Annotated in this window: 22 protein-coding genes; 6 read left to right on the forward strand and 16 right to left on the reverse strand. The window is 60.2% G+C overall.

The features are described 5' to 3' along the window. Window positions 1–135: 135 nt before the first annotated feature. Together AB4Z13_RS23580 and AB4Z13_RS23585 are read right to left on the reverse strand one after the other, a co-directional pair. The gene (locus AB4Z13_RS23580; protein WP_113322700.1) at window positions 136–1,875 is read right to left on the reverse strand and encodes a hypothetical protein; all 1,740 of its coding nucleotides are present in this window, start codon (window positions 1,873–1,875) and stop codon (window positions 136–138) included. 126 nt (window positions 1,876–2,001) lie between these two features. Continuing rightward, window positions 2,002–2,301 (reverse strand): hypothetical protein, encoded by a 300-nt coding sequence (locus AB4Z13_RS23585; RefSeq protein ID WP_113322702.1) that lies wholly within the window; start codon window positions 2,299–2,301, stop codon window positions 2,002–2,004. Between the two features lie 242 nt (window positions 2,302–2,543). On the opposite strand from AB4Z13_RS23585, the gene AB4Z13_RS23590 reads away from it, so the two are divergent. Beyond that, window positions 2,544–4,481, forward strand: coding sequence for a mechanosensitive ion channel family protein (locus AB4Z13_RS23590; protein ID WP_113322703.1), 1,938 nt, complete (start codon window positions 2,544–2,546; stop codon window positions 4,479–4,481). A gap of 27 nt (window positions 4,482–4,508) precedes the next feature. Here the strand turns inward: AB4Z13_RS23590 and AB4Z13_RS23595 are convergent, their stop codons facing one another. The 4 genes from AB4Z13_RS23595 to AB4Z13_RS23610 form a co-directional block, all read right to left on the reverse strand. Continuing rightward, the gene (locus AB4Z13_RS23595; protein ID WP_113322705.1) at window positions 4,509–5,564 is read right to left on the reverse strand and encodes an NAD(P)H-dependent flavin oxidoreductase; all 1,056 of its coding nucleotides are present in this window, start codon (window positions 5,562–5,564) and stop codon (window positions 4,509–4,511) included. Between the two features lie 65 nt (window positions 5,565–5,629). Next, window positions 5,630–5,875 carry a tautomerase family protein gene (locus tag AB4Z13_RS23600; RefSeq protein ID WP_113322707.1) on the reverse strand — a complete coding sequence of 82 codons (246 nt, stop codon included), beginning with the start codon at window positions 5,873–5,875 and terminating at the stop codon, window positions 5,630–5,632. 60 nt (window positions 5,876–5,935) lie between these two features. After that, window positions 5,936–6,649 carry an SDR family oxidoreductase gene (locus AB4Z13_RS23605; protein ID WP_113322708.1) on the reverse strand — a complete coding sequence of 238 codons (714 nt, stop codon included), beginning with the start codon at window positions 6,647–6,649 and terminating at the stop codon, window positions 5,936–5,938. 48 nt (window positions 6,650–6,697) lie between these two features. Beyond that, window positions 6,698–7,480 carry an MBL fold metallo-hydrolase gene (locus AB4Z13_RS23610; protein WP_442206926.1) on the reverse strand — a complete coding sequence of 261 codons (783 nt, stop codon included), beginning with the start codon at window positions 7,478–7,480 and terminating at the stop codon, window positions 6,698–6,700. A 78-nt stretch (window positions 7,481–7,558) separates the two neighbouring features. Between AB4Z13_RS23610 and AB4Z13_RS23615 the strand changes: the two genes are divergently transcribed. Further along, window positions 7,559–8,446, forward strand: a complete 888-nt coding sequence (locus tag AB4Z13_RS23615) for a LysR family transcriptional regulator (RefSeq protein WP_113322712.1) — start codon at window positions 7,559–7,561, stop codon at window positions 8,444–8,446. 33 nt (window positions 8,447–8,479) lie between these two features. Here AB4Z13_RS23615 and AB4Z13_RS23620 read toward each other — a convergent pair whose 3' ends face one another. The 7 genes from AB4Z13_RS23620 to AB4Z13_RS23650 form a co-directional block, all read right to left on the reverse strand. Beyond that, window positions 8,480–9,250 carry a FadR/GntR family transcriptional regulator gene (locus AB4Z13_RS23620; protein WP_113322714.1) on the reverse strand — a complete coding sequence of 257 codons (771 nt, stop codon included), beginning with the start codon at window positions 9,248–9,250 and terminating at the stop codon, window positions 8,480–8,482. An 18-nt stretch (window positions 9,251–9,268) separates the two neighbouring features. Continuing rightward, a complete protein-coding gene (locus AB4Z13_RS23625; protein WP_113322715.1) occupies window positions 9,269–10,330 on the reverse strand; it encodes a four-carbon acid sugar kinase family protein in 1,062 nt (353 codons plus the stop codon). Then, the gene (locus tag AB4Z13_RS23630) at window positions 10,327–11,319 is read right to left on the reverse strand and encodes an ABC transporter ATP-binding protein (RefSeq protein WP_442206927.1); all 993 of its coding nucleotides are present in this window, start codon (window positions 11,317–11,319) and stop codon (window positions 10,327–10,329) included. Before AB4Z13_RS23630 ends, AB4Z13_RS23625 begins: the two co-directional genes overlap by 4 nt. Further along, window positions 11,319–12,323: an ABC transporter ATP-binding protein gene (locus AB4Z13_RS23635; protein ID WP_113322717.1), complete on the reverse strand. Its 1,005-nt coding sequence runs from the start codon at window positions 12,321–12,323 to the stop codon at window positions 11,319–11,321. The genes AB4Z13_RS23630 and AB4Z13_RS23635 overlap by 1 nt, the downstream gene beginning before the upstream one ends. Next, a complete protein-coding gene (locus tag AB4Z13_RS23640) occupies window positions 12,323–13,282 on the reverse strand; it encodes an ABC transporter permease (protein ID WP_113322719.1) in 960 nt (319 codons plus the stop codon). Before AB4Z13_RS23640 ends, AB4Z13_RS23635 begins: the two co-directional genes overlap by 1 nt. A gap of 2 nt (window positions 13,283–13,284) precedes the next feature. After that, the gene (locus AB4Z13_RS23645) at window positions 13,285–14,241 is read right to left on the reverse strand and encodes an ABC transporter permease (RefSeq protein ID WP_442206928.1); all 957 of its coding nucleotides are present in this window, start codon (window positions 14,239–14,241) and stop codon (window positions 13,285–13,287) included. A gap of 133 nt (window positions 14,242–14,374) precedes the next feature. Continuing rightward, window positions 14,375–16,015, reverse strand: a complete 1,641-nt coding sequence (locus tag AB4Z13_RS23650; protein WP_439016425.1) for an ABC transporter substrate-binding protein — start codon at window positions 16,013–16,015, stop codon at window positions 14,375–14,377. Between the two features lie 276 nt (window positions 16,016–16,291). Between AB4Z13_RS23650 and AB4Z13_RS23655 the strand changes: the two genes are divergently transcribed. The 4 genes from AB4Z13_RS23655 to pdxA all read left to right on the forward strand — a co-directional run bounded on the left by AB4Z13_RS23655 (window position 16,292) and on the right by pdxA (window position 20,880). After that, window positions 16,292–17,197 (forward strand): dihydrodipicolinate synthase family protein, encoded by a 906-nt coding sequence (locus AB4Z13_RS23655; RefSeq protein ID WP_442206929.1) that lies wholly within the window; start codon window positions 16,292–16,294, stop codon window positions 17,195–17,197. Window positions 17,198–17,208: 11 nt separating this feature from the next. After that, window positions 17,209–18,393 carry an exo-alpha-sialidase gene (locus AB4Z13_RS23660; RefSeq protein WP_113322727.1) on the forward strand — a complete coding sequence of 395 codons (1,185 nt, stop codon included), beginning with the start codon at window positions 17,209–17,211 and terminating at the stop codon, window positions 18,391–18,393. Window positions 18,394–18,719: 326 nt separating this feature from the next. Then, entirely contained in the window at window positions 18,720–19,853 is a 1,134-nt protein-coding gene (locus tag AB4Z13_RS23665; protein ID WP_442206930.1) for an iron-containing alcohol dehydrogenase, read from the forward strand. Between the two features lie 28 nt (window positions 19,854–19,881). After that, on the forward strand, window positions 19,882–20,880 hold the full coding sequence (gene pdxA / locus AB4Z13_RS23670) for a 4-hydroxythreonine-4-phosphate dehydrogenase PdxA (protein ID WP_442206931.1): 999 nt from the start codon (window positions 19,882–19,884) through the stop codon (window positions 20,878–20,880). Window positions 20,881–21,006: 126 nt separating this feature from the next. Here pdxA and AB4Z13_RS23675 read toward each other — a convergent pair whose 3' ends face one another. The 3 genes from AB4Z13_RS23675 to AB4Z13_RS23685 form a co-directional block, all read right to left on the reverse strand. Then, window positions 21,007–21,789 carry a FadR/GntR family transcriptional regulator gene (locus AB4Z13_RS23675; protein WP_442206932.1) on the reverse strand — a complete coding sequence of 261 codons (783 nt, stop codon included), beginning with the start codon at window positions 21,787–21,789 and terminating at the stop codon, window positions 21,007–21,009. Window positions 21,790–21,983: 194 nt separating this feature from the next. Continuing rightward, window positions 21,984–22,970 carry a substrate-binding domain-containing protein gene (locus AB4Z13_RS23680; RefSeq protein ID WP_029868596.1) on the reverse strand — a complete coding sequence of 329 codons (987 nt, stop codon included), beginning with the start codon at window positions 22,968–22,970 and terminating at the stop codon, window positions 21,984–21,986. A 48-nt stretch (window positions 22,971–23,018) separates the two neighbouring features. After that, entirely contained in the window at window positions 23,019–23,999 is a 981-nt protein-coding gene (locus AB4Z13_RS23685; protein WP_113322733.1) for an NAD-dependent epimerase/dehydratase family protein, read from the reverse strand. Window positions 24,000–24,050 lie beyond the last annotated feature (51 nt).

A 24,050-nucleotide genomic window follows, 5' to 3' on the forward strand; every position in this document is an offset into this window, starting at 1 on the left:
CCTGTCGTTTTCGGGATATTGCGACGCTTCTGCCTCGGAAGCCGAAAGGAAAAACGCTTCGAATGTTCTCGTCGCATCGGCCGACCAGGTTGCAGGAGAGCTTTGCAGAGAACGGGAGCGAGCAGCTAATCCCATTTACGGGTTCACGGCTCCGGTGACGTCGTTGAGCGCGAATACGGCCCCCGCCTTTGTCAGTCCTGCTACGATCTCTGCCGAAAGCAATGGCTGGAAGCGCCTTGCCTCGAGCTTCCAACGCAAGGTGCGCTCGAAATCCGGATCCCTGCCCCGCACATCGGCAAGCCGCTCCTTCGCCTGGTCGGAACCGAGCTGACCGAGTGCGGCCACCCGTAAAGCCCGCACGACGAAATCGGTGCAGTTCACCTGTTCGGCAAGCAATGAGGCCTCCGACCAATCACCGCGGCGATAAGCATCCAGGGCAAGCACGAGCATGGCATCACGCGGCACGATATCGACGGCCCGCCCCGCATCCTGCGCCATGGCGACACCGGCGTCGAAGTAACCGGCCGAAAACAGTACGGAAGCAAGTTTCGCCACCGCATCCGGATTGCTCGGATTGAGCGAGATCGCCCGGTTCCCGGCCTGCAGCGCCGCATCGATGCGCCCGTCGGCGAACTGCGTCATCATCAGCGCCACATAGGCGCGGTCCGACATTGGGGCGAGCGAAACCGCGCGGTTTGCCAAATCGAGAGCACGGGCGCGCACCGCGGCATCCCCGGCCGCGGCCTCCGGCGCGATGAGGACACGTGCGAGCAGCGCCTTGGCATCGGAATTGCTCGGATCGGCGGCAAGCGTCCGTTCGAGACAGGAGCGCACCGCGGCCATATTGTCCGAGCTGCCGTCATCGAGCTGATATTCTGCACGCAGGACACAGGCATTACCGATTGACTCCGTACTGCTGGCATGGGTTTCGATATTGTTGATCGCGCCCCGCGTCGCTGCAAAGCGGCGAGCAAGAACATCGACGATCTCCTGCCGGGTCGCTGCCGGGCTCCTGCCATCGATGGCGATCTTTTCGAGCCCCGATTTCAGGAGGTCGCCGGACTGGCTATCGACGATCTGCCACCAGACGCTTCTGATATCGCCGTCGCCGTAATATTTCATGTCGATTTCATAGGCCCGCCCCGCGACCTTCTGGGCTTGCTTACCGGCATGACCCGCCTTCGCCACTGTCAGCGTCTGGAATTGTGTCAGCGCCGTCAGCAGCATATCGCGCGTCTGGCTGGCCTCGCCCTGCAGCCTGCTGTCGACTGCATCCATGGAAAGAGCAACGGACGGACGGACCGTCAGGGACGGCTTCGATGCATATGCGACAGCGCCGGCGACAATCGCGACGCACAGCAGCAGCGCCCCGCTGGCATATATCGCCAGAGGCCGACCTGAGGGTGAAGCGGCAACAGAGCTCTCCGCAACTTGAGAAACCGGAACATCATCCGGCGTCTCGGGCAGATCGCTTTCCAACGCCAGCTTTTCCTCGTCTTGTTCGTAAGGCACATGCGAACGGGGGAAAAGCGTCACATACGTTCCCTTGGGGATGTGGATTGTCACATCACGCTCGGCACCGAAGGCTTCGTAATAGTTCTCGACCGACGAACGCAGCCGGCTCACCTCGATGCGCACGATTGGATCGTTGGATGCATCGAAATTGCTCGCTCGGCCGAGAACGTCTAGTGCGATGGAATAGGCCTTAACCCCCTCCTCGCAGCCGGCGAAACGCCTTTCCGCAAGATACCTGAGAATGGCCCGTTGCCGTTCCGTGGCGTGGAATCTGGGATCGGACAGAATTCGTTCGAGTTCCGCCCTGGCCTCCGGCAACGATACTTCGCATGCCCTGGTATCGTGTACTTCAGCACCCATGATCGCCCCGTACGCGCTGATTAGGCTAAAGTATAACAGAGATGTTTATCGCCGAGACAGCAGAAGGTTGCAACCGAAAATGCTAACAAAACCAGTAGACGATAGATTTTAACGCGAGTCAGCGCCTCAATCCGGCACGCTCGGGCGGTGTTCCAGGACATATTGGATGATGTCGGATTCGATTTCGGCACAGATGGTTTCGTATTCTGTCACCATCGGATAATGCTCGTCTCCAGGCTGCCGCATCAGCCGCCCCAGAGCGAGGCTTGCTTCTTCATAAGCCTCGAAGAGATCGTCGAGCGAATGGGATTTCGATGCGAGAAGCTGCAGTCTGCCGCGCATGGCAGGCAATTTCAGCATGAGCCGCCACAGCCCGCGCTGTGCGGTTTCGGTACTGTTGCGATTAATGCCTCCTTTCCCACGCATTGGAATTTCGGCCTCCTGCTCATCCCGCCAACTATGGAGTGGCGGGCGGAAGATGGAAGTACGTTACCGTAAATTCGCCACCGTTTACGCTTCCTCCCTCGCCTTTACGCCGGAGTTTACCGTAACGTACTCCCCTAAACGCATCGGCTGTGCACATCCTTCTATTTGTGTAAGGATGAGCGCATGGACAGATCGGTGACGGCCTCTGCTGCAACCGGCAGCTTCGCCGGGAGACATCTAGGATGATCAGGCTGGCGGTATTTCTTCTGGCTTTCCTCGTTGTGACCGCGGCGGCGGCTCAAACCGCGCCACCACCGCCTCAGCAGAAGATCGACCAACTGATAGGCCTGTTGCAGGATCCCGAGATCCAAACCTGGCTGGAAAGTCGGAAGAAGGAGCAGGACGCAACAGCCGCAGCCGCCCAGCCATCAGGCTTTGCGACCTGGGAAGCGCGAGTGCGCGCGCGCATCGATGGTATTCTTGCGGCCGTTCCGCGCATCCCCTCCGAAATGTCCGAAGGCGCCGCTCGTGCTCGCCAGGACGCCGTCTCACACGGCTATGCGCCGATCTTCCTGATTTTTGCCGGCTTAGTCGCAATAGGCGCGGCCGCCGAATGGCTCTTCAGGCGCGCGCGCCCCGCATCGATCGGCCCGGTCGCCCGTCTTCTTCCGGTCGCAGTCTTTAGCGTGGTTGTGGCGATCATATTCTTCGCCGTCGAATGGCCGCCGCTCGCCCGGCTGGTCCTCCTTGCCTATCTGGTCGCCTTCATCGTCTACCGCATCGGCGCTGTCCTGATTGGCCTCGTGGAAAGCAATCGCCCCGGGCTTGTTATCCGCGCCCGAATCTTTCTCGGCATCACACTGTTTGCTGTAGCAACCTCAACACTCGGAGCACCACTTGGCGTTGATCCCGCCGTCACCGAAGCGATCTCCTACGGCTTCTCGATTCTTCTACTGGCGCTGGCGATTGAAACGGTCTGGTCGGCTCTCATCCATCCCCTTGTCATAAAGGCAGGGCTGACCGCCTTTCTTGCCCTCCTATGGGCACTCTGGTGCCTGGATCTGCAAGGTCTTTTCTGGATCGGCGTCTATGTCCTTGTCCTGCCGGATCTGTTGCGCGCCACGGGCCGGGCTGCGGCAACACTCACTTCTGCACCGCCTGAGAGTCCGAAGAGCATATTGCTCGTGCGCGGCAGTCGGGCAATCGTCATCGCGCTCGCTGCTGGGTGGCTTGCTCTCGTCTGGCGCTTCAGCCCGGATTCCCTCGCAAATCAGAACGCGACGATAGCCGCCGTCCTCAATGGATTGCTGAAAGGCGTCATCGTGCTTTTGATTGCCGATCTTCTCTGGCAGCTTGCCAAGGGCTGGATCGATCGCACCATTACAACCTCTGCAGACGCGACCGGCCTCGCCCCTGCCGAAGTGGCAAAACGCGCGAGATTCCGCACACTTTTGCCGATCTTCCGCAATGGACTTGCCGTCATGGTGGCGGTCATGGCCGGCCTGATCGTTCTCTCCCAGCTTGGCGTCGAGATCGGACCGCTGATCGCCGGCGCGGGCATCTTCGGCGTAGCGATCGGATTCGGCTCGCAAACCCTCGTCAAGGACGTCATCAGCGGCGTTTTCTACATGCTCGACGATGCCTTCCGCGTCGGCGAATATATTCAGGCGAAAAACTACAAGGGAACGGTGGAAGGCTTCAGCCTGCGCTCGGTGCGGCTGCGCCACCATCGCGGCCCAGTCTTCACTGTCCCCTTCGGAGAGCTCGGCGCTGTGGAGAACATGAGCCGCGACTGGGTGATCGACAAATTCCGCATCTCGGTCGCCTATAACACCGACATCAACAAGGCCCGGAAAATTACCAAGGCGATCGGCGCAGAGCTGAAAGAAGATGCCGAGGTCGGTCCCCTCTTCATCGAGCCGCTCAAGATGAAGGGCGTCGAGGAATTCGGCGACTACGGCATCGTCCTGAGTTTCGCCATGACGACCGTGCCCGGCATGCAGACCTATATCCGCCGCAAGGCCTACGCCATGATCCGGGAAGCCTTCCAGAGCAACGGCATCGAATTCGCCCAGCCCATGGTTCAGGTCGGCGGCGACGACAAGAACGGCGCTGCGGCGGCCGCAACAGCCACGCTCCGCGCTGCCCAGCAGGCGAAGGCAGCCGGCGCGGAGGGCTGACATATTATTGTAACGGCAGCGACCGTCTTAATCGGCCTCGACGAGGTAACGTGTCAGCGCCGCCGCCGACATTTCGCGCGCTAGGCTCGCGGCCTGACCGGCCCACATATTGCTGAAATCCGGCCTGCCATCCTTCTCGGTCACCGCTCTCAGCGGCGCAAGCGCACCGCCGGCGGTCGGGAAGGCCGGTGCAGCCTTCGCAAGCGGTCCGATCTCCCGCATGAAACGATTGACGATCCCCCGTGCCGGACGGCCGGTGAAGACATTGGTGACGGCCGTATTGTCGTCCCGCGCCAATTTGAGCGCCTCGCGATGAAACGCGGTAATCTTTGCCTCCGGCGTTAAAAGATAAGCCGTGCCGACCTGAACGGCCGATGCGCCGAGCGCGAAGGCGGCGCGAACACCCCGCCGATCGCTGATGCCGCCTGCTGCAATGACGGGCACCGAAACCGCCTCGGCAACCTGCGGCACCAGCGCCATCGTGCCGACCTGAGTTGCCATGTCATCGCTCAGGAAATTGCCGCGATGCCCTCCGGCTTCGAAACCCATCGCAATGACAGCATCGACGCGATGCTTGGCGAGCCAGCGCGCTTCCGCAACCGTCGTTGCCGAGGCGATGATCCTCGCGCCGGTGCGACGCACACGCTCGAGGAGATCCGGACCCGGCAATCCGAAATGGAAGCTCACGACCTCAGGCCGGTAGCTTTCGACAAGGGCGCAATAATTGTCATCGAAGGGCGCTCTTCCTGCCGCCGGAACCGGCACGGCGGGATCCAGCCCCAGCTCAACATAATAGGGTGCGAGAGCGGTACGCCACGCCATCTGCGCAACGGGATCGGCGGCAGGATTGGTATGCGCGAAGAAGTTCACATTGATCGGCTTGTTGGTGGCGGCACGGATCTGGTCAAGCGCTGCTCTCGTCTGCTCGATCGTCAGAAGGGCGGCAGGAAGCGATCCAAGACCGCCGGCTTCGCTCGCCGCAATCACCATCTCGGGCGTGGTCGCGCCTGCCATTGGGGCCTGAATGATGGGGAGCTCGATCCCGAAGAGGCCGATGATACGATTGTCCTGCCAATTGCCCATGACACGATACTCCATGCATTGCGTTTGATCATAAGCGAGTGGCGGCTTTGCAGGCCGCCACGACACTATTTCTGCTTTGCTGCTTTTTCCGCAAGCTGCTTGCGATATTCAGGCACAGGCACACCACCGACACCCCAGTTTTCCATCTCGACTTCATCAATGACGACAAAGGTGCTGTCGTGCGGCTTGCCGAGGATATCGAAGAGCAGATCGCTGACGCCTTTAATCAGGGCGGCTTTCTGCTCCGGCGTCGTGCTGGTTGCGCCCGGAGCCGTGCCTTCACGCGTCACTTTGATATTCACATAAGGCATTGTCGTTCTCCTTGAAGGACGGGCGCTATGGAGCGCTCCGTCCGTTGCCTATCTCTCGGCTTACCAGCGACCGGCGTGCTGGCCGCCGTCGACATTCAGCGTCTCGCCGGTGACGAAGCCAGCACGCTCCAGATAGAGCACGGCATCGACGACTTCGCTCACCTCACCCAAGCGGCCGACCGGATGCAGGGCGCTGAGGAAAGCGTGCGTTTCCGGCGCATGCATCGGCGTCCTGATGATACCGGGTGCCACCGCATTCACGCGAATGCCGCGCTTGGCATATTCGATGGCAAGCCCACGGGTGACGGCATCGAGACCGCCCTTGGTCAGCGTCGCCAGACCCGAGGGAACATCGGCGATCGGCTGGTCCACAAGGGCCGTCGTGATCTGAACGATGTGACCATGGCCCTGCTTCAGCATCTGGGCAATGGCAAACTGCGTGATGTGGAAGAAGCCGGCAACGTTGACGTTGATGACGTTGTTGAAGTCTTCAACCGTGTAATCGGTAAACGGCTTGCCGATGAAGATACCGGCATTGTTGATCAGCGTATCGACACGACCGAAACGCTCGATGGCCGTCTTGACGACCTGCTCGGCCACGCCACGCTCGCCGATGCTGCCGGGTACTGCAACAATGCCTGCATCGGACGACGGCTGGATGTTGCGGGAGTTGGCAACGACGACATAGCCTTCCTTGCGATAGGCTTCGACGATGCCTGCGCCGATACCCTGCGAGGCACCGGTGACGATTGCGACTTTCTGTTCATTGCTCATGGTATGTCTCCTTGGAAGATGGCGCTTTGCGCCATGTTTGAGAGGTGATCAGGCCGTTAGGTCAACGGCGAGTGGTTTGCCTTTTTCGAAGAGTTTCAGGCGATCTCTCAGGTTGAAGACCGAAAAGGTGTGTGCGAGCTGATCCTGAGTTTCGCGGAAGTGCACCCAGCCTTCGTTATGCGCGGACAAGAGGAGCGCGTTCGGGAAGGCGTGCGCCGCCTCCAGAGCGTCTTCGCTGCCCATCGTCACGTGGAAGCGGCCACGGGGCTCGGCAGCGCCCGTAAACAACAGCACGACTTTGGGAGAAAACAGCCGCGCAACCTCGGCCGTGCCCTCGTACCAGACCGTGTCACCAGTCACGTACAGAAGGTCGCCCGGCTTTTCGCGGCCGAGGGCGAAGCCGACGACATCGCCGGAAATCGGCTCGATGCCGACGGGGCCGTGGCGGGCGGGCGTTGCCGTAACCAACAGCCTCTCGCCGTTAGCACCTTCCAGCGTGACGGTTTCGAACGGAGCAAGACCCAGTGCATTGCCGCCCAGCCGCTCTGCTCCAGCCTTCGTCGTGAAGGTGGTGCCGACGTCAGGAAGCATTGCCCGGCCAGCACTATCGAGATTGTCGAAGTGCTGGTCGTGGCTCAAAAGAACCGCGTCCAGCCGACCGATCTCGTCGACCGAGAAGGCAGGGCCGGAGGTCTTTTCGAAGCGGACGGGCGTTTCCTTGTAGAGGCCCGGCGGGTCGAAGGTCGGATCGGTGAGAAGCCGGAGCGTGCCGTATTCGATCAGCACGGTCGGTCCGCCGATAAGCGTGAGATTGAGATTGGAAGAGGTCATGTCGGCAACCTTTCTGTTTCGAGGTCGCCTCCTATTTAGTCCCGTTCCCTTCTGAGAAAAATTCGCTATTCTTTGCCAATGGCTGATAAAAAACGCACAGAGCCGGACTGGCAGGACATCAGGGTCTTCCTCGCATTGGGGCGACATGGCAGTCTGTCAGCGGCGGCCCGCACATTGCGCGTCAACCATGCAACGATTGCCCGCCGGCTTCATTCACTGGAGGAAACGCTCGGCGAAAAACTGGTCGAGCGCCGCCCGGACGGCTATGTGCTCACACCCGCCGGAACCCGCGCACTCACTGCAGCAAGCGATATGGAAGCCTCCGTCCAGACGCTCGGACGGGGCTGGAAGGATGACACGCCGAAAGGCCTGGTGCGCATCAACGCTTCGCCCGCACTCTCGCAGGGCTTCCTGATCCCCCGGCTGGCGGAAATCAGCAAACAATATCCGGGCCTCGACATCGACCTCGCGACCGACCTGCGTACCATAAGCCTTGAACGCCACGAGGCCGACATCGCCATACGCCTGGCAAAACCGCAGGACGGCGATCTCATCGCCAAGCAGCTCGCGACGATCGGATACGGATTTTACGGAACGCAGGAGGTTTGCCGGCAGGTCGAAAACGGCGCCGAACCCGTCTTCGTCGGATTTGACGAGGTGAACGGCTATGTGCCCGAGGCGATCTGGCTGGCCCGCCACTTCTCGCACGCGCGTGTGTCTTTCCGCGCCAACAATCAGGTTTCCCAGGCGATGGCTGCCAAGTCAGGCGCAGGTCTGGCGCTCCTGCCGCATTACATCGGTCGCACGGAAAAAAGCCTCTATGCTTGCTCGCTCGAACTCGTCCCGCCGCCGCGGGAGGCCTGGCTTCTCACCCGACGCCAGCAGCGCAAGGATCTGCCGATCCGGACCGTCGCCGAATACATCACCAAGATATTCGCGACGGAACGAGCTTTATTCGAGGAATGAGGCCTCGAGTCCACATCCCGAAGCCGCGCTTCCTTAGAAGGACAGGTCGAGCACTCGGCCTTCGAACAGGCGGTCGCGTGAACCCTCGAGATGCGCCCGCATCAGGTCACGGGCATTCTCCGCCCTGCCCTCGGCGATCGCCTTGTAGATTTCGTTATGCTCCTGGTACACCTGCTCCAGGCCCGGTCGTGGGCCGAGCAGCGAAAGCCCGTGCAGATGCATGCCGACGGCGATATGCGCTTTTAGCGCATCCATGGAGGCGGTGTAATAGTGATTGTTGGCCGCCTCGGTGACGGCACGGTGGAAGACGAAGTCGGCATCCACCCGGTGTAGCTGATGACTTGTCGCTTCACGCAGATCCGCAAGGGCTGCGGCAATCTTCTGGATCGCGGCATCGTCGCGGCGCTTGGCGGCAAAATAGGCGGCAGCCGGCTCGATCGTCAGGCGGAATTCGTAGCAGCGCTGGATATCGGCAATCGTCTTGACCGGCGAATAGGCAAGCTGCGCTGTCGGCGAGCCATGCGCGCTGACGAAGGTGCCAGCCCCCTGCCTTGCATAGACAATCCCCTGCTCTCTGAGACGCGCCAGCGCATCGCGCACGATGGGGCGCGAGACGCCGAGCAGAGAGGCAAGTTCATGTTCACCCGGAAGGCGTGAATCCGGCGGATAGTTGCCGGCGCGGATACGCTCCATCAACTGATCGAAGACACGGTCGACCAGCTTCACAGCCTTGCCGCGCTCCGGTCGAGCTGCAGGCGCTGCCTCCGGCTTCACCAATCCGCCATTCGCTTCATCCACTCTCATTCTCCCCGCTGGCATCCGTTAAGCCGCCTGATTCCGAACGATCAGTCTTAGCAAACTATCGGAATTGCCGAAGCCCCCCGACTTGACGGCACACCGGAATTGCCGCCCGTTGACACCGGTAACGTCAAACCACGGAATACCGGCTTCGATTTCCCCCTTCGGAAACAGGACTGAAACGCCCAGTTCGCGAAAAACGGCAAGCGCAGTATCGCCGCCACCCACCATGATCATGTCCGGGTTCGTATCATCTATGACCGATTTCACACCCTGCGCAAAGCGAGTGGCAACGAGTGCGGCATCGCTCTTCATCTCGCCCGTGCAGCGCATCAGCGCCGGCAGTGCCAGCCCCTCGCCGCTTTCGACCACGCCCATCGGCGCATCCATGACGATGCGGAGCGCACCCGAGGCTTCAAGACTGTCCATCTGCGCGGCGGTGATCGGATCGCGGGAGCCGAAGGCAAAAAGTGTCTTCCGCGTCGCAAGAAATTCCGGCGGGAGCCGTGCAGCCTCGCCGAGCCGGCGCGCCAGTGCGGAGCCCAGACCGCGAGCGCCGACGGCAAGCGTCGAAAGCCAGTCATTCTCGACGACGACGATATCGAGATCGGCATCGTCCTCGGCATCGGCGACCAATACTTCGCGGCCAAATCCGGCAAAGAGATCGGCGATCGGCAACGGATGCTCAACGCCCCGCCCGACCACGCAACCGCGATAGGTGATGCGCTCCTGATCGGGAATGGCGGGCGCCATGAGGATAGTCTTGAGACCCAACACATCGGCCAGCGCAATGCTTTCGGCCGCAACATTGCCCTTCAACCGGGAGTCGATTTTCTTCATGAAGATGGCCGACCCGGCAGCGCGCAGGGTCTCGGCAACCGCCCGCACGCGCGCATCCGCTTCCTCCTCCGGCAGGCCGCGCGAGGCCGTATTGACCACCACGACTTCGGCACCGGTTTCCAGCGACTTGCCGGCCGCTTCGATATCGATCGCCACAGCGACTGACAGCCCGGCCTCGACAAAGGGGGTCCCCGTATCGAGAGAGCCGGTCAGGTCGTCGGCAATGATGGCGACTTTCAGCGTCATGAGGCCTGCCCCGTATTGACGGCATGGCAGGCGACGAGATGGCCGGGCTTTGCCTCCGTCCATTCCGGAATGACCTTGCTGCAAACCTCCATCGCGATCGGGCAGCGCGTATGGAAACGGCAGCCTGTTGGCGGGTTCAGCGGGCTCGGCACATCGCCCTGCAGGATCTGGCGCTTGCGGGTGCGCTCGAGCTCCGGATCGGTCTCGGGAACAGCCGACAGCAGCGCCTTCGTATAGGGATGCAGCGGATTGTCGAAGAGCTCTTCACGCGTTGCGAGCTCGGCCAGACGGCCAAGATACATGACGCCGACGCGGGTACTGATATGGCGCACGACAGCCAGGTCATGGGCGATGAAGAGATAGGTCAGGCCGTATTTTTCCTGCAGGTCGAGCAGCAGGTTGATGATCTGCGCCTGGATCGACACATCGAGCGCCGAGATCGCCTCGTCGCAGACGATGAACTTCGGCTGACAGGCAAGCGCGCGGGCAATGACGACACGCTGGCGCTGGCCGCCCGAGAGCTCATGCGGATAGCGCTGGGCAAAACGTGTCGGCAGGCCGACATCCGTCAGCAGCGCCGCGACCTTGTCCTTCAGCTCGGCCTTGGTGGCAAGCTTGTGGAAGAGGATCGGCTCGCCGATCGCCTCGCCGACCGTCATGCGCGGGTTCAGCGTCGAATAGGGATCCTGGAAGACGATCTGCAGGTCACGGCGGAACGGCCGCATCTGCTTTTCGTCCAGTGTCGCAAGATCCTGGCCCTTGTAGACCACCTTGCCGCTGGTCGCCTTGTAGAGATTGAGGATGGTGAAGCCGGTCGTCGACTTGCCGCAGCCGGATTCGCCGACAAGGCTCAGCGTCTCGCCTTCCATGATCTCGAGATTGACGTTGTCGAGCGCATAGACAGTCGCCGAGCGTTCCCCGAAAGCACCGAGCTTGACATAGAAATGCTTGACGAGGTTTTCGACCTTCAAGAGCGGTTGAGCACCCATCACGCAGCCTCCTGCATTCTCTGGACGACGAAACAAGCGGTACGATGCGCGCTGTTGCCGGAAATCGGCTCAAGCTGCGGCACGCGCTCATGACAGACGGCTTCGGCCAGCGGGCAGCGCGGCGCAAAGGGGCAGCCCTTCGGACGGCGGCCGGGCTCCGGCGGCGTGCCGCCGATCGAGGACAGGCGGCTTGCCGGCGCATCCGAAAGCTTCGGGATCGAGGACAAGAGGCCACGCGTATAGGGATGGCTGGGACGAGCATAGAGCTCGTCCACTGGCGCATCTTCCACGACCGTGCCGGCATAGAGCACGGCGACGCGATCGACGAGACCCGCAATCAGCGCGAGGTCGTGGGTGATCCAGACAACGGACATGCCGAGCTTGGCGCGCAGATCCTTCACCAGATCGACGATCTGGGCCTGGATCGTCACGTCGAGTGCAGTCGTCGGCTCGTCGGCGATCAACAGCTTCGGATTGCACGCAAGGCCGATCGCGATCATCACGCGTTGGCGCATGCCGCCGGACAGCTCGTGCGGATAGGCCATCAGCCGCTCTTCCGGCCCGGGAATGCCGACAAGGCGCAAAAGCTCGACGGCGCGAGCCCGTGCCTCTTTCTTCGACATCTTGCGATGATAGATCAGCGGCTCGCAGATCTGGTCGCCGATGCGCATGACCGGATTGAGCGACGTCATCGGATCCTGGAAGACGAAGCCGACATCGCCGCCGCGCACCTTGCGCAGCTCGCGGTTCGACATCTTCTGCAGGTCGCGGCCGTCAAACTTGGCCGTACCCTTCGTTACCTTGATCTTGTTGGGCAGAAGCCGCATCAGGCTCAGCATCGTCAGGCTCTTGCCGCAGCCGGATTCACCGACGACGCCAAGCGTCTCGCCCTTGTTGACGTGGAGGTCAATGCCGTCGACGACAACGGCCGGGCCGCGGCGCGTGTCGATCTCGATGGTGAGGTCCTTCACGTCCAGCAGGCGTTCACTGGTGGTTGCGTTCATCATTTGCTGCCCCGCGGATTGAGTGCATCGTTGAGGCCATCGCCGAGGAAGCTGAAGGCCACCGAAGCAAGACCGAGCACGGCCGCCGGAGCGGCGAGGAGATGCGGATAATGCTGCCATACGCGTAGGCCGTCCGAGATCATGTTGCCCCAGCTCGGCGTGGGCGGATTAACCCCGACACCGAGGAAGCTGAAGGCACTTTCCAGCACCATTGCCGTGCCTAGGCCGGCGCTGACGGAAACGATCAGCGGACCAAGCGCATTCGGCACGATGTAGCGCATGATGACGATCCAGTTGGAAAGGCCAAGCGCCTGTGCCGCCATGACGTAGGGACGATTGCGGATCGACAGGACCTGCGCGCGAACGAGGCGCGCATAGGGCGGCCAGGAGATCAGCGCCATCGAACCGAAGACCAGGAGGAAGTCCACCCAGACCGTCTGGCGGTAGAACGGATTGAGGGTCGCGAGATACTGCGCCTCCATCCATTTGGTGATCGGCGTCTTCAGCGATGCATTGATAACGACGACGAGAAGCAGGTTCGGTACCGACATCGTCACATCCGTCAGCCACATGATGACCCGGTCGAAGGGATTGCCGAAGAAGCCGGCGACCGCACCAAGCAGAAGCCCGATCACGACAGCGACAAAGGTGACGATGACGGCAACGAGGAAGGCCGTGCGCGTACCAAACACGATGCGGCTGAAGACGTCGCGGCCGAGATCATCAGTTCCGAAAAAATGCGCGAGGGACGGCGGTGCATTGCGCGAGGCAAGATCCTGACTGAGATAGTCATATGGCGTCAGATACGGACCGAAGATTGCCGTGAAGGCGAGGACCACGATCACGATCAGGCCGAAGATCGCAAGCTTGTTGCGCTTCAGGCGATGCCAGGCATCGCGCCACAGGTTGACCGGCGGCTCCTCGGCCGTGTCGATCGTCGAAAGAGGAATAGCGGACATGATCAGCGGCTCCTTCTGGAATCATTGGCGCGCGGATCGAGCAGCGGGTAGAGCACATCGACCAGCAGGTTCGACACCATGACCAGGAAGGATCCGATCAGGGTGATCGCGAGAATGACGGGATAATCGGAATTGGTGAGCGCCTGCACGGTCAACCGGCCGAGACCCGGCAGGCCAAAGACGAGCTCGACGAAGATGGCGCCGTTGACGATGGTGATCATGATGAGGCCGAGCTGTGTGACGACGGGCGTCAGCACCGGGCGCAGGATATGCTTCAGCGCCACCACGATTTCCGGCACGCCCTTGGCACGCGCGGTGCGAACGAAATCTTCGGACAGCACTTCGATAACGGCGGCGCGCGTCTGGCGCACGATCAGCGCGATCGGCTGGAAGGAGAGCACGACGAGCGGCAGGATGATGCGCATGTCGAAGACGCCGCCCCAGCCGTAGGGCACCTTGATCATCGGCAGCAGCACGATCAGCGCCACCATCAGCAGCGGACCGGCGACATAGGCAGGGATCGCCCAGAGAAAAAGTGCCGTACCGAGGATCGTATAGTCGATGCGGTTGTTCTGGTTCAGAGCGGCGATCATCCCGAGCGGGATCGCAACGACCGTCGTCAGGATGATGGAACAGAGTGCAAGCTGGAAGGAGACGGGAGCAGCTGCCGAAACCATTGTCCAGACGGAGCGGCCGGATGTCAGCGAATTGCCGAACTGCCCGTGCAGGAGGTTCCAGACATAGAGGCCGAACTGCTCGATGAAGGGCTTGTTGAGACCAGCACTTTCGCGGATCGCCTCGATCCGCTGTGGGTTGTAAGCGACGTCACCAGGCGCGCGAAGGAAGATCAGCTTGATCGGATCGCCCGCGCCATAGAACGCCATCGCGTAGACGGCCATCATCACGACAAGGACAGACGGAATCCAGATGGCAAACCGCGTGAACACATAGCGTAGCAAGGCCACCTCCCATTCTTGCCCGGCGCATTCCCGCGGGAGGCCGCAGCCGCCGGTTCTTCTTGAAATATAGCGCGAAGGCCTTTCGGCCTTCGCGCCGCTGCTTTGGCCGCATCATGCGGCCCTGCTATCGGCTTCAGCCGATGGAAACATCCCAGGGAGCCACGACCTGCCAGTCGAGGTTCTTTTCCATTGCCTTGACGTCCTTGGTTGCCCAGCGCGACATCGCCTGAGAGTACCACGGAAGGAAGGCCCAGTCGTCGCGGAAGGCCTTCTGGGCCTCCTGCGCGAGCTTCACGCGATCCGGATCATCGGCAGCCTTGGTTGCGGCTTCCGCCAGCAGACTGTCCACCTTGTCGTTCTTGTATCCGCCGAGCTTGTTCTGGGCGTTGGACGAGGTGGAGGCGATCGAACCGGCGAGATAGGAGACCGCATCGGGAACACGCGTACCGACGTCATCACGGAAGATCTGAACCGAGTTCTGGTCCGGACCGGCATAGGCGTCCTGCTGCGGCTTCATGTCGACGGCAGTGATGCCTAGGTTCTGGCGCCACTGCTCGGCGATGAACTGGGCAGCCGCCTGGATCGCCGGGCCGGAAATGCCGACGAACAGCAGCTTTGGAAGACGCTCAGGACCGCCATAGCTCGATTCAGCCAGCAACTTCTTGGCCGCTGCAGGATCATACGGATAGGGTTCGAAACCGGAATTGTCAGCACCCGGAACCGAGTTCAGGATCTGGTCGGCCTTCTTGTGCGGACCATCCGGATAGGACGCCTTGAACAGGCCGTCGCGATCGACCGCCATGATCAGCGCCTGACGCACCTTCGGGTCATCCATCGGCGCGCGCGATGTGTTGAACCAGAAATGCTGGCTGGTCGGGATGAGCGGACCGGCAGAAAACTCCGGGCCGAGATCCTGGATGATCGTCGAGGTGACGAGCTCGGTGTGAGCATTGTATTCGCCGGACTTGATCAGCGAGGTCGCAGTCACGTTGTCTTCGATCGAACTGATCTCAATGCGGGCGAGCTTCGGCTTCGGTCCGAAGAACTTTTCGTTCGGCTCGAAGGTCAGCGTGCCGGCGTCGATATCAAGCGCCGTCAGCTTGAAGGGACCGGAATAGACGGCGCTGCTATCAGGCTTGTACCAATCGGCCACCTCCTCACCATCGCTGCCGCGCGACTGGGCGGCCTTGGTGATCGGGACGATGTGGTTGGCAAGGCGCATGAAGAAGATCGGATCTGGCTGCGTCAGCGTACAGACAACCGTCAATTCATCAGGCGTTGTTACGCCGGTCAGCTCCTTGGCGGAGCCGGCGGAGATTTCCTTGTAACCGGCGACCTTGCTCAGCACCTGATCGACGCGCTGGTTCTTCGTATTGGGCATGGAAGAAACCTCCCAGGAGCCCTTGATATCGGCCGCAGTGATCTTGCTGCCATCGGAGAAGACTGCCTTCGGGTCGATCTTGAACGTCCAGACCTTCTTGTCCGGCGAGTCCCAGCTCGTGAAGACGTAAGGCTGGATCTTGCCCTCGGCGTCGAAATACATCGGCGACGCCCACCAGAAGGAATTCCAGCGGAAGGTTCTGCCGCCGCCGCGCAGCGGCGACCAGTCCTGGTCGAAGGCCGGATTGATGGCCTTCAAGACCTGTCCGTCCTGCGCCATGACGATGCGCGCGCTCGCACCGAAGAGCGAGAAGCCGACACCGGCCGCAAGCCCGAGCTTCAGCGCTTCACGACGGGAAATCTGCGAAAAGTTTTGGTCACTACCAATTGTCATTTGCTCCTCCGTGGCAAATAGCGCGCCTTTCGAAAGACCTCCCCGAAGCTGCGCGATATGGCGCTGACATTTGCGCGATAATGTAAATCTGTCAATGGAAAATAGGGTACGAAAGATTAAAAACGATGACATCAATTATTTAATGATAGAAATCAATAACTTGAAAATGCGCATACGAAGTTTTCAAATTTGTAAGATTGACAACTACGCCGCATTGAGATGAATACGACAGCGTAGGAACGTGCCGGGAAGGCCCGGTCTGACGAGGAGGATACTTTGAGCAATCACAAGATTACAGGCGTCTATAGCGCCGCCACCACCCCTCTCAATACCGATGGCAGCCCCGATCTCGGCCTTTTCGCGGAACATTGCCAGCGGCTGATCGAAGAAGGCTGCTCCGGCGTTGCACTGCTCGGGACGACGGGCGAAGCCAACTCCTTCTCTTCCCCCGAACGCCGCATGATCCTCGAAGCGGCTCTGAAGGCTGGCATTCCAGCCGACAAGCTGCTGCCAGGCACCGGCGTCGTCGCCATTCCCGAGACGGTCGAACTGACGAAGCATGCGCTTTCGCTTGGCGTTACCAAGGTGGTCATGCTGCCGCCCTTCTACTACAAGGGCGTCTCCGATGAGGGGCTGTTCACTGCCTATGCGCAGATTCTGGAGAAGATCGGCGATACCAGGCTGCAGGTGATCCTCTATCATATCCCGCAGGTCTCAGGCGTTCCGCTCTCCATTCCGCTGATCAGCCGCCTGGTTGAAGCCTTCCCGGAAACGGTCGTCGGTATTAAGGAATCTGCAGGCGATTTCAATAACATGCAGGCGATCATCGCAGCCTGCCCTGGCTTCTCGGTGCTATGCGGTGCCGACCCGCTGCTGCTGCCGCTCCTGAAGGCCGGAGGCGCCGGTTGCATTACCGCGACCTCGAACCTCGTCGCAAATTCGCTGCGCACGGTCTACGACCATGTCCACGACGAGACGAAGAGGGCAGAGGTCGAGGCTACGCAGGGGCGCATCAATGCCTTCCGCACCCTGTCGAACTCCTATGTCCAGATCCCGACGATCAAAGCCATGGTTGGCCTGAAGACCGGCAATGCCGGCTGGCGGCGCACGCGCCCGCCGCTGGTGCCGCTCAATGATGCCGAATATGCGGCACTCGCCGAAGGCTACGCAAAGCTGCCGTAAAGGAGGATGCCATGCAAATGACAGGTTTGAAGCCCGAGGACATTCCGGCGTTGATGGACGGTGTCGTCAGAGAAAATACCGCCCAGATTGGCCGCTTTGATGCTTATCTGCCCTCTCCCTGCATCCAGAACCATGCCGCCAATCTCGCTTTTCTGGCCGATGGCACGCTGACCTGTGTCTGGTTTGGCGGCACGATGGAAGGCATGGGTGACATCTCGATTTACATGTCGCTGCTGGCACCCGGCGCGGATCGCTGGTCCGAACCGGAGAAAATGTCTGATGATCCGGCAAAATCCGAGCAAAATCCGTTGATTTTCAACGCGCCGGATGGTCGGGTCTGGCTGCTTTACACCTCGCAAACATCTGGCGATCAGGACGGCGCGGTTGTCAAATGCCGGATCTCTGAAGATGGTGGCAAGAGTTTTGCTCCGCCCACCATTCTCTGCGACCTGCCAGGCACTTTCGTGCGGCAGCAGATTGTCGTTAATGGCAAAGGCGACTGGTTACTTCCCATCTTCCGTTGCATCAGCCTACCCGGTCAGCGCTGGAGCGGCGATGCCGACACTGCAGGCGTTCTGATCTCCCGCGATGCCGGAAAGAGCTGGCAAATGAAGGAGATAGAAGGCAGTCTGGGCGCCGTGCACATGAATATCATACCGCTCGAGGGCGATAGGATGATCGCCTTCTTCCGCGATCGTTATTCGGAGAATATTCGCGCCTCGCTGTCATTAGACCAGGGCGAGACCTGGAGCGCTCCGGAGCCGACCAATCTGCCCAACAATAATTCCTCGATCCAGGCCGTAGGGCTGACGGACCGGAGAATCGCGATGGTTTACAACCACAGCAATGCCGCGTCCTCCGATGCGCGACGCCACTCGCTCTATGACGAAATAGAAAGCGATAAGGCGCCTGTCGCGGAAATTTCGAGCATGCCGGCCAGAAAGGCCATCTGGGGCGTTCCGCGCGCGCCGCTCAGCCTTGCAGTTTCTGCCAATACAGATGGTCATTTCAAACGCAAGTTCGATCTCGATACCGGTGACGGTTACTGCCTGAGCAACAATTCGAAGGATATGCTCAATCGCGAGTTCTCCTATCCCTCCATCACGCAGGGACCAGATGGCGCGCTTCATGTAGCCTACACCTATTACCGGCGCGCCATCAAATATGTGCGTCTTCCTTTGGAATCAATTGCTTAGAAGCAATCGCAAGTTCCGACTGCGCATGGAGGAGCCGAATGTGTGAAACACTTCGGCCTCCTCCATGCGCGTCATTATTTTTACAAATACACGACAAGCGATTGACAAGCTGCTCACCTGGATGAGCACGCTGTCATGACGGCAACAATAACTGTTATATATCAACATACTAAGCCATGCTTAGGCCATGAAAAACACGTCCCACTTGCCGGAAATTGATCGACAGACGAGAAAAACCCTCATTCATTCTTGCCAAAAACGATAGGACGGGATAACAAATTTACATCATTGGCGGTCGAGGCCGTCGCGCATCGGGAGGACCGTATATGGTCAGTTTGGATTCACCTATTACCGTTGTCCGGCCACACCTAATCGAGTTCGGTGTCGGAACTGCGGGGAAGTTGGGCGCCTGGGCGGCCGGCAAGGGTTATTCCCGAACGCTGGTTATCTCGGATGCTTTCAACGCCGCACGCATCGATGTGTTGCAGCTAAAGGGTGAGGTTTCGGTCTTCTCCGATGTGACGCCCGAGCCGGATATTGCCAATCTCGACAAAGTGCTCGCCGCGGCAGAAGCGACACAGGCTGAGCTCATCGTCGGCTTCGGCGGTGGTAGCGCCATGGATCTTGCCAAGCTCGCTGCCGTACTTGCCGGCTCGCAGCAGACGCTTCGCGAAGTTGTCGGCCCGAACAAGGTGCAAAAGGCGCGCAAGGCAGCGCTCGCGCAGGTGCCGACCACATCGGGCACAGGCAGCGAGGCCGGCATCCGCGCGCTCGTCACCGATCCCGAGACCAAGGCTAAACTCGCGGTCGAGAGCCTTCACATGCTCGCCGATATCGCCGTCATCGACCCGTCGCTGACCTTCTCCGTTCCAGCCCGCACCACCGCCGCAACCGGCATCGATGCCATGGCGCATTGCGTCGAGGCCTTCACCAATCGCAAGGCGCATCCGATGATCGACATGTATGCGATCGAGGGAACGCGGCTCGTCGGCAAGTATCTTGCAAGAGCCGTGCGCGACGGCTCGGATGCCGAAGCCCGCGCCGGGCTTTCGCTGGCCTCACTCTATGGCGGCTTCTGCCTTGGCCCGGTCAATACAGCCGGCGGCCATGCACTCGCCTATCCGCTCGGCACCCGCTGGCATGTCGCCCATGGCGCGGCCAATGCGCTGATCTTCCCGCATGTTCTCGCCTTCAACACGCCGGCCGTGCCGGAAAAGACGAAGGCAGTCATGGAAGCACTTGGCTGCGACACATCCGATACCGTCAAATCGGTCTTCGATGCGGCCTATGCCTTCTGCGCGGAACTCGGCATCGAAATGACGCTCTCCGGCCTCGGCGTGCCGGAAAACGATCTAGACGCCATGGCCGACGATGCTTTCGCGATCCGCAGGCTCCTGGATAACAATCCGCGCGACTTGACGCGCACTGACATACGCTCGATCTACGAAGCGGCCTATTGAGGCAGGGCTTTCAAGAGGAATTTGTTTGATGGACAGAAATGCAAAAGTCGCAGTAACCCTTGGCGACCCTGCCGGCGTAGGCCCTGAAGTGATCGTCAAGGCGCTGGCCGCACTGCCGGCCGCCGAACGGCGCGATTTCGTCATCGTTGGCAATGCCGAAGCATTGGAACGCGCTGCGCGCGCCACCGACGTCAGCCTCAATTTTGGCCCCTCCGCCTCCGAAGACGGAAATACCATCGCCGTCGATGAGGTACCGCTTGGCGCCCCCCTCCCCGAAATCGGCAAGGTCAGCCCGGTCGCCGGCGACGCCTCCGTTCGCTACATCGCCCGCGCCGTCGATCTCGCAATGTCGAAGGAGGCTGACGTCATCGTCACGGCGCCGATCAACAAGGAAGCCATGAACCTTGCCGGCCATCATTTCGATGGCCATACCGGCCTGCTGGCGCATCTGACCGGTTCCAAGAGCTCCTTCATGCTGCTCGCCTCCGAGCGGCTGAACACCATTCACGTCTCCACCCATATCTCGCTGAAGGGCGCGATCGAGCGGGCCAAGACCGAGCGCGTGCTGGCGACGATCGAAGCCGGCCACAATCACTTCATGCGCCTCGGCAAGAAGGCCCGCATCGCCGTTGCCGGCCTCAACCCGCATTGTGGCGAAAACGGCCTCTTCGGAACCGAAGACACCGAATTCCTGGGACCTGCCGTCGAACTCGCACAGGCCAAGGGTATTGACGTGGTCGGCCCGATCTCCGCCGACACGGTCTTCGCCCGCGCCTATAACGGCGCCTTCGATCTGGTGATCGCCCAATATCACGACCAGGGCCACATCCCGATCAAGCTCGTCGCTTTTGAGACCGCCGTGAACGTCTCCCTCGGCCTGCCGATCGACCGCGTCTCGGTCGATCATGGCACCGCCTTCGACATCGCCGGAACCGGCCGCGCCAACCACGTCAATATGCTGTCAGCCATCGCTTATGCGCGGCTGATGGCAAGGTCGCCTCGGAAAGCTGCGCCGCTGGCTTCCTAAGCAACGGGGTTTTAATTTCAGCTCTTGGCCAACAAAAAGCCCGCGTGAGAGCGGGCTTTTCCGTCGGTGGATAGATACGCACGCGGGGCTGGTGACCGCTTCCTCAGCCAGACAGGATACAGACTTCTATCGTGACCACCGTGCTATGATTTGGTCTGTATTTGCCAGCACCTTGCGGACTGCGTTGCGCGCCATGTTCGGTCGCTGCAATCGGATGCTTTTCTCAATATTCTCATGAAGTTTCAACACGTATACCAGGTCGTCTTCCTCGCGCGTGACATGAGTGAAGAGGTGGTTCAGCGCCGATTCAATCAATACGCCGAGCGGCACCAGCAGATCGTTACCAGAGGCACGCAGGATTGCGATATGAAATCGCGCATCGGCTTCCGTTCGCTGCTGGAGTGATGTCGCGTGACCCATGTCATGCAGGGCCTGACTGATCACGTTCATTTGCTCCTCAGTTCGGCGCTCAGCAGCAAGCGCAGTCGCTTCCGGCTCGATAATATGCCTGAGTTCTTGCACGGTCCTCAGAAACGATTCGCGATCGGGTGACGCGGCATACCAACCCAATACATCCCGATCCAGCAGGTTCCAACGTTCCTTGGGTTCGACCCAACTGCCGATTTTCGGACGGGAAGAAAGCAGGCCCTTGGCCATCAGCATCTTGATCGCTTCGCGCACCGCCGACCGGCTAACTTCAAAGACTTGCGACCATTTTGCCTCGTTTGGCAGGATCGTCCCGGGCGGATAGTCACCGCGCACGATCCGGAGACCGATCTCGCCCGCCAAAGACACATGAACACTCGCCCCCGTCATGCGGGGAGCATTTGGGCGCCTTGTGGTGGCTGAGCGGTCAACCACCGCCACCTCGACCGGAGTCATAGGCTTTCCCGATTTCTTGTCAGGCATCTATTTCTACTGCCTCAGCATTCTTTCGACTGTCTGCACGTATTATCAAAACAATCGTAATAACGAGGAAGTCGCCTGCGATTGGATCCGGCACAAAGCTCGGAATTCAGGGCGCGTCAAGCCCTGCAGATCTTTCGATCCGCCACGTCGAGGCAGTCGGCGCACCCTTGTACCGGGTGCGCCAAGCCGCGAGCCTACTTTTGAATGCAGGTATCGACTGTGTCCTTCGTGCACTCATCGAGCCCAGTGAATACCGGATCTTCAACTGCCTTGCCGGCAATCAGATCCATCATCACCGTAGGTGCCTTGTAGCCCATCTCGAACGGCCGTTGGCCAACGAGTGCAGTCACCAGGCCTTCTCTCGCAATAGCAACCTCGTCACCGATCGTATCGGCAGCACCGATGACGAAATCGTTGCTGGCGATCTTGTCGGCCATCGGCTTGAACAGGTCACGATAGGGTTGCGGCGCGCCGAACAATGGCCAGCCGCCCATGATGCCGAATGCGTCGAGGTCGGAATTGGCCGCGAGGATATCGGTCATTGCCTGCACACCCTTGGCACCGTCGTCATTGGTGAAGACCGGGCAGCCGGCGACCTCGGTCCAACCGCCCTCGCCTTTCAATGCGGTCAGGCCTTTCTGGCCAGTGAGCGTGTCGCGCATGCCTTGGGCGCGGCGTAGAATATTGTCCGCTCCCGGATTGCCTTCGATTGTGCAGATCTTACCGCCCTTCGGCTTGGCCTTCTTGATGTACTCGCCGATGCGTGCGCCCATCAGATAGTTGTCGGTGCCGAGATAGGTCTTGCGCAGGGCTGCATCCTCGGCTGCAAGATCGGCATCAAGCGTCATCACCGGAACCGTCGGATTGGCGGTCTTCAGGGTCTGGGCGATGAGCTTTGCATTTGACGGCGAAATCGCGATTGCGGCCGTATCTGCCTTGCCCAACATATCCTGCACGATCTGCGCTTCGCCGGCTTCATCCGATGTCGATGCCGGACCGGTGTAGAAGCACTCATATTCCGCAGTCGGGTTTTCCTTGTTCCATTTCTGGCAACCTTGATTGATTGCTTCGAAGAATGGATTGTCGAGGCCCTTGACGACGATGACGAGTTGCTTCTTGGCCAGGGCCTGCCCGGCGGTCAGTGCTAAAACTGCGGCTGTAAGTAATAATGCCTTCCTCATGGTTTCCTCCCTTGAAACAGACGGGCACGGCATGCCCGCCACACCAAATCAACCCGGATACCAAACGATACGAGGCTCCTCCTTCGAACGCTCGTATTGCCACGCCGAGTCGATAAGCATTTCGAGATCGTAGTTTGGCCGCCAATCCAGCAGGTATTTCGCCTTGCTGTTGTCCATCCAATTGGAATGAAAGCGGCTCGGAATCTCGACGGAGCCGAGATTTCGCGTGCGAGACAGGTAGGCGGCGACTTCGGCATAGTCGACAGGTCGATCCATGCAGATATTAAAGAGTTGCCGCTCCGCCCGAGGGTTGTCGATCGCTGCCAATATTGCGGATACGAGGTCATCGACATGCACAAAGTTGCGTTTCAGCGGGCGGCCGTCAGCATCGAGCAGCAGCGGCACCGTACCCATAGCCGCATAGCCCCGTGCGGCTTCTTCCGGAACGAGCGTCTTCCAGTCCGGGCCACCGAAGACGTCGTCTCCAAAGGACAGCGAATATTTGAAATCGTCCTTTTCCATGATCCAGGGCGCGCGTAGGCAACAGCCATTGAGGCCGTACTGAATGCCAAACTGCTCCAGCATGACCTCTTCCAGAACCTTGGAGAGCGCGTAGCTTCCCGGATAAGCGCAATGGGGTGCGCTCTCGGTGATCGGCCCATTGTGGCGATAGTGGAAATGCCCGATGCCCGCATCGCCGCCGATCAGGATGAACTGGCGTGCCCTGACGCTCGCACGGAACTCCTCAAGCAGCCAAAAGAGACCTTTGACCGTGACATCCATGATGTCTTCAGGCGTTTCCTTGCATGTGGCGAGATGCACGACATGGGTAACATCAGAGAGCGCCGCGGCCACAACATCGCGATCGGCGATCGAGCCGCGGATGACTTCGACACGGTCTGTCGCCTCGCACAAACGGTTATGACAAAGCGCGCGAATACGGGCTTTGGAAAATCTCGGATCGTCAAGCAGCCCAGCAATGAAGCGCCGCCCGACCTTGCCCGTCGCACCGGTAACAAGGATCAGCATGCTCTCTCTCCCACTGATAGCTAATATTCGGACGCCACTTCCGTCAAATGA

The organism is Rhizobium sp. YAF28 (assembly GCF_052113285.1).
In the GTDB taxonomy this organism is placed as follows: domain Bacteria; phylum Pseudomonadota; class Alphaproteobacteria; order Rhizobiales; family Rhizobiaceae; genus Rhizobium.

Coding starts and splice junctions, on each gene's coding strand:
- AB4Z13_RS23675 (WP_442206932.1), bottom strand. CDS start 21,789: ATGCCTGACAAGAAATCGGGAAAGCCTATGACTCCGGTCGAGGTGGCG.
- AB4Z13_RS23625 (WP_113322715.1), bottom strand. CDS start 10,330: ATGACGCTGAAAGTCGCCATCATTGCCGACGACCTGACCGGCTCTCTC.
- AB4Z13_RS23610 (WP_442206926.1), bottom strand. CDS start 7,480: ATGACCTCTTCCAATCTCAATCTCACGCTTATCGGCGGACCGACCGTG.
- AB4Z13_RS23595 (WP_113322705.1), bottom strand. CDS start 5,564: ATGGGCAATTGGCAGGACAATCGTATCATCGGCCTCTTCGGGATCGAG.
- AB4Z13_RS23660 (WP_113322727.1), top strand. CDS start 17,209: ATGCAAATGACAGGTTTGAAGCCCGAGGACATTCCGGCGTTGATGGAC.
- AB4Z13_RS23605 (WP_113322708.1), bottom strand. CDS start 6,649: ATGAGCAATGAACAGAAAGTCGCAATCGTCACCGGTGCCTCGCAGGGT.
- pdxA (WP_442206931.1), top strand. CDS start 19,882: ATGGACAGAAATGCAAAAGTCGCAGTAACCCTTGGCGACCCTGCCGGC.
- AB4Z13_RS23580 (WP_113322700.1), bottom strand. CDS start 1,875: ATGGGTGCTGAAGTACACGATACCAGGGCATGCGAAGTATCGTTGCCG.
- AB4Z13_RS23685 (WP_113322733.1), bottom strand. CDS start 23,999: ATGCTGATCCTTGTTACCGGTGCGACGGGCAAGGTCGGGCGGCGCTTC.
- AB4Z13_RS23640 (WP_113322719.1), bottom strand. CDS start 13,282: ATGTCCGCTATTCCTCTTTCGACGATCGACACGGCCGAGGAGCCGCCG.
- AB4Z13_RS23665 (WP_442206930.1), top strand. CDS start 18,720: ATGGTCAGTTTGGATTCACCTATTACCGTTGTCCGGCCACACCTAATC.
- AB4Z13_RS23585 (WP_113322702.1), bottom strand. CDS start 2,301: ATGCGTGGGAAAGGAGGCATTAATCGCAACAGTACCGAAACCGCACAG.
- AB4Z13_RS23630 (WP_442206927.1), bottom strand. CDS start 11,319: ATGGGTGCTCAACCGCTCTTGAAGGTCGAAAACCTCGTCAAGCATTTC.
- AB4Z13_RS23615 (WP_113322712.1), top strand. CDS start 7,559: ATGGCTGATAAAAAACGCACAGAGCCGGACTGGCAGGACATCAGGGTC.
- AB4Z13_RS23650 (WP_439016425.1), bottom strand. CDS start 16,015: ATGACAATTGGTAGTGACCAAAACTTTTCGCAGATTTCCCGTCGTGAA.
- AB4Z13_RS23620 (WP_113322714.1), bottom strand. CDS start 9,250: ATGAGAGTGGATGAAGCGAATGGCGGATTGGTGAAGCCGGAGGCAGCG.
- AB4Z13_RS23590 (WP_113322703.1), top strand. CDS start 2,544: ATGATCAGGCTGGCGGTATTTCTTCTGGCTTTCCTCGTTGTGACCGCG.
- AB4Z13_RS23680 (WP_029868596.1), bottom strand. CDS start 22,970: ATGAGGAAGGCATTATTACTTACAGCCGCAGTTTTAGCACTGACCGCC.
- AB4Z13_RS23600 (WP_113322707.1), bottom strand. CDS start 5,875: ATGCCTTATGTGAATATCAAAGTGACGCGTGAAGGCACGGCTCCGGGC.
- AB4Z13_RS23635 (WP_113322717.1), bottom strand. CDS start 12,323: ATGAACGCAACCACCAGTGAACGCCTGCTGGACGTGAAGGACCTCACC.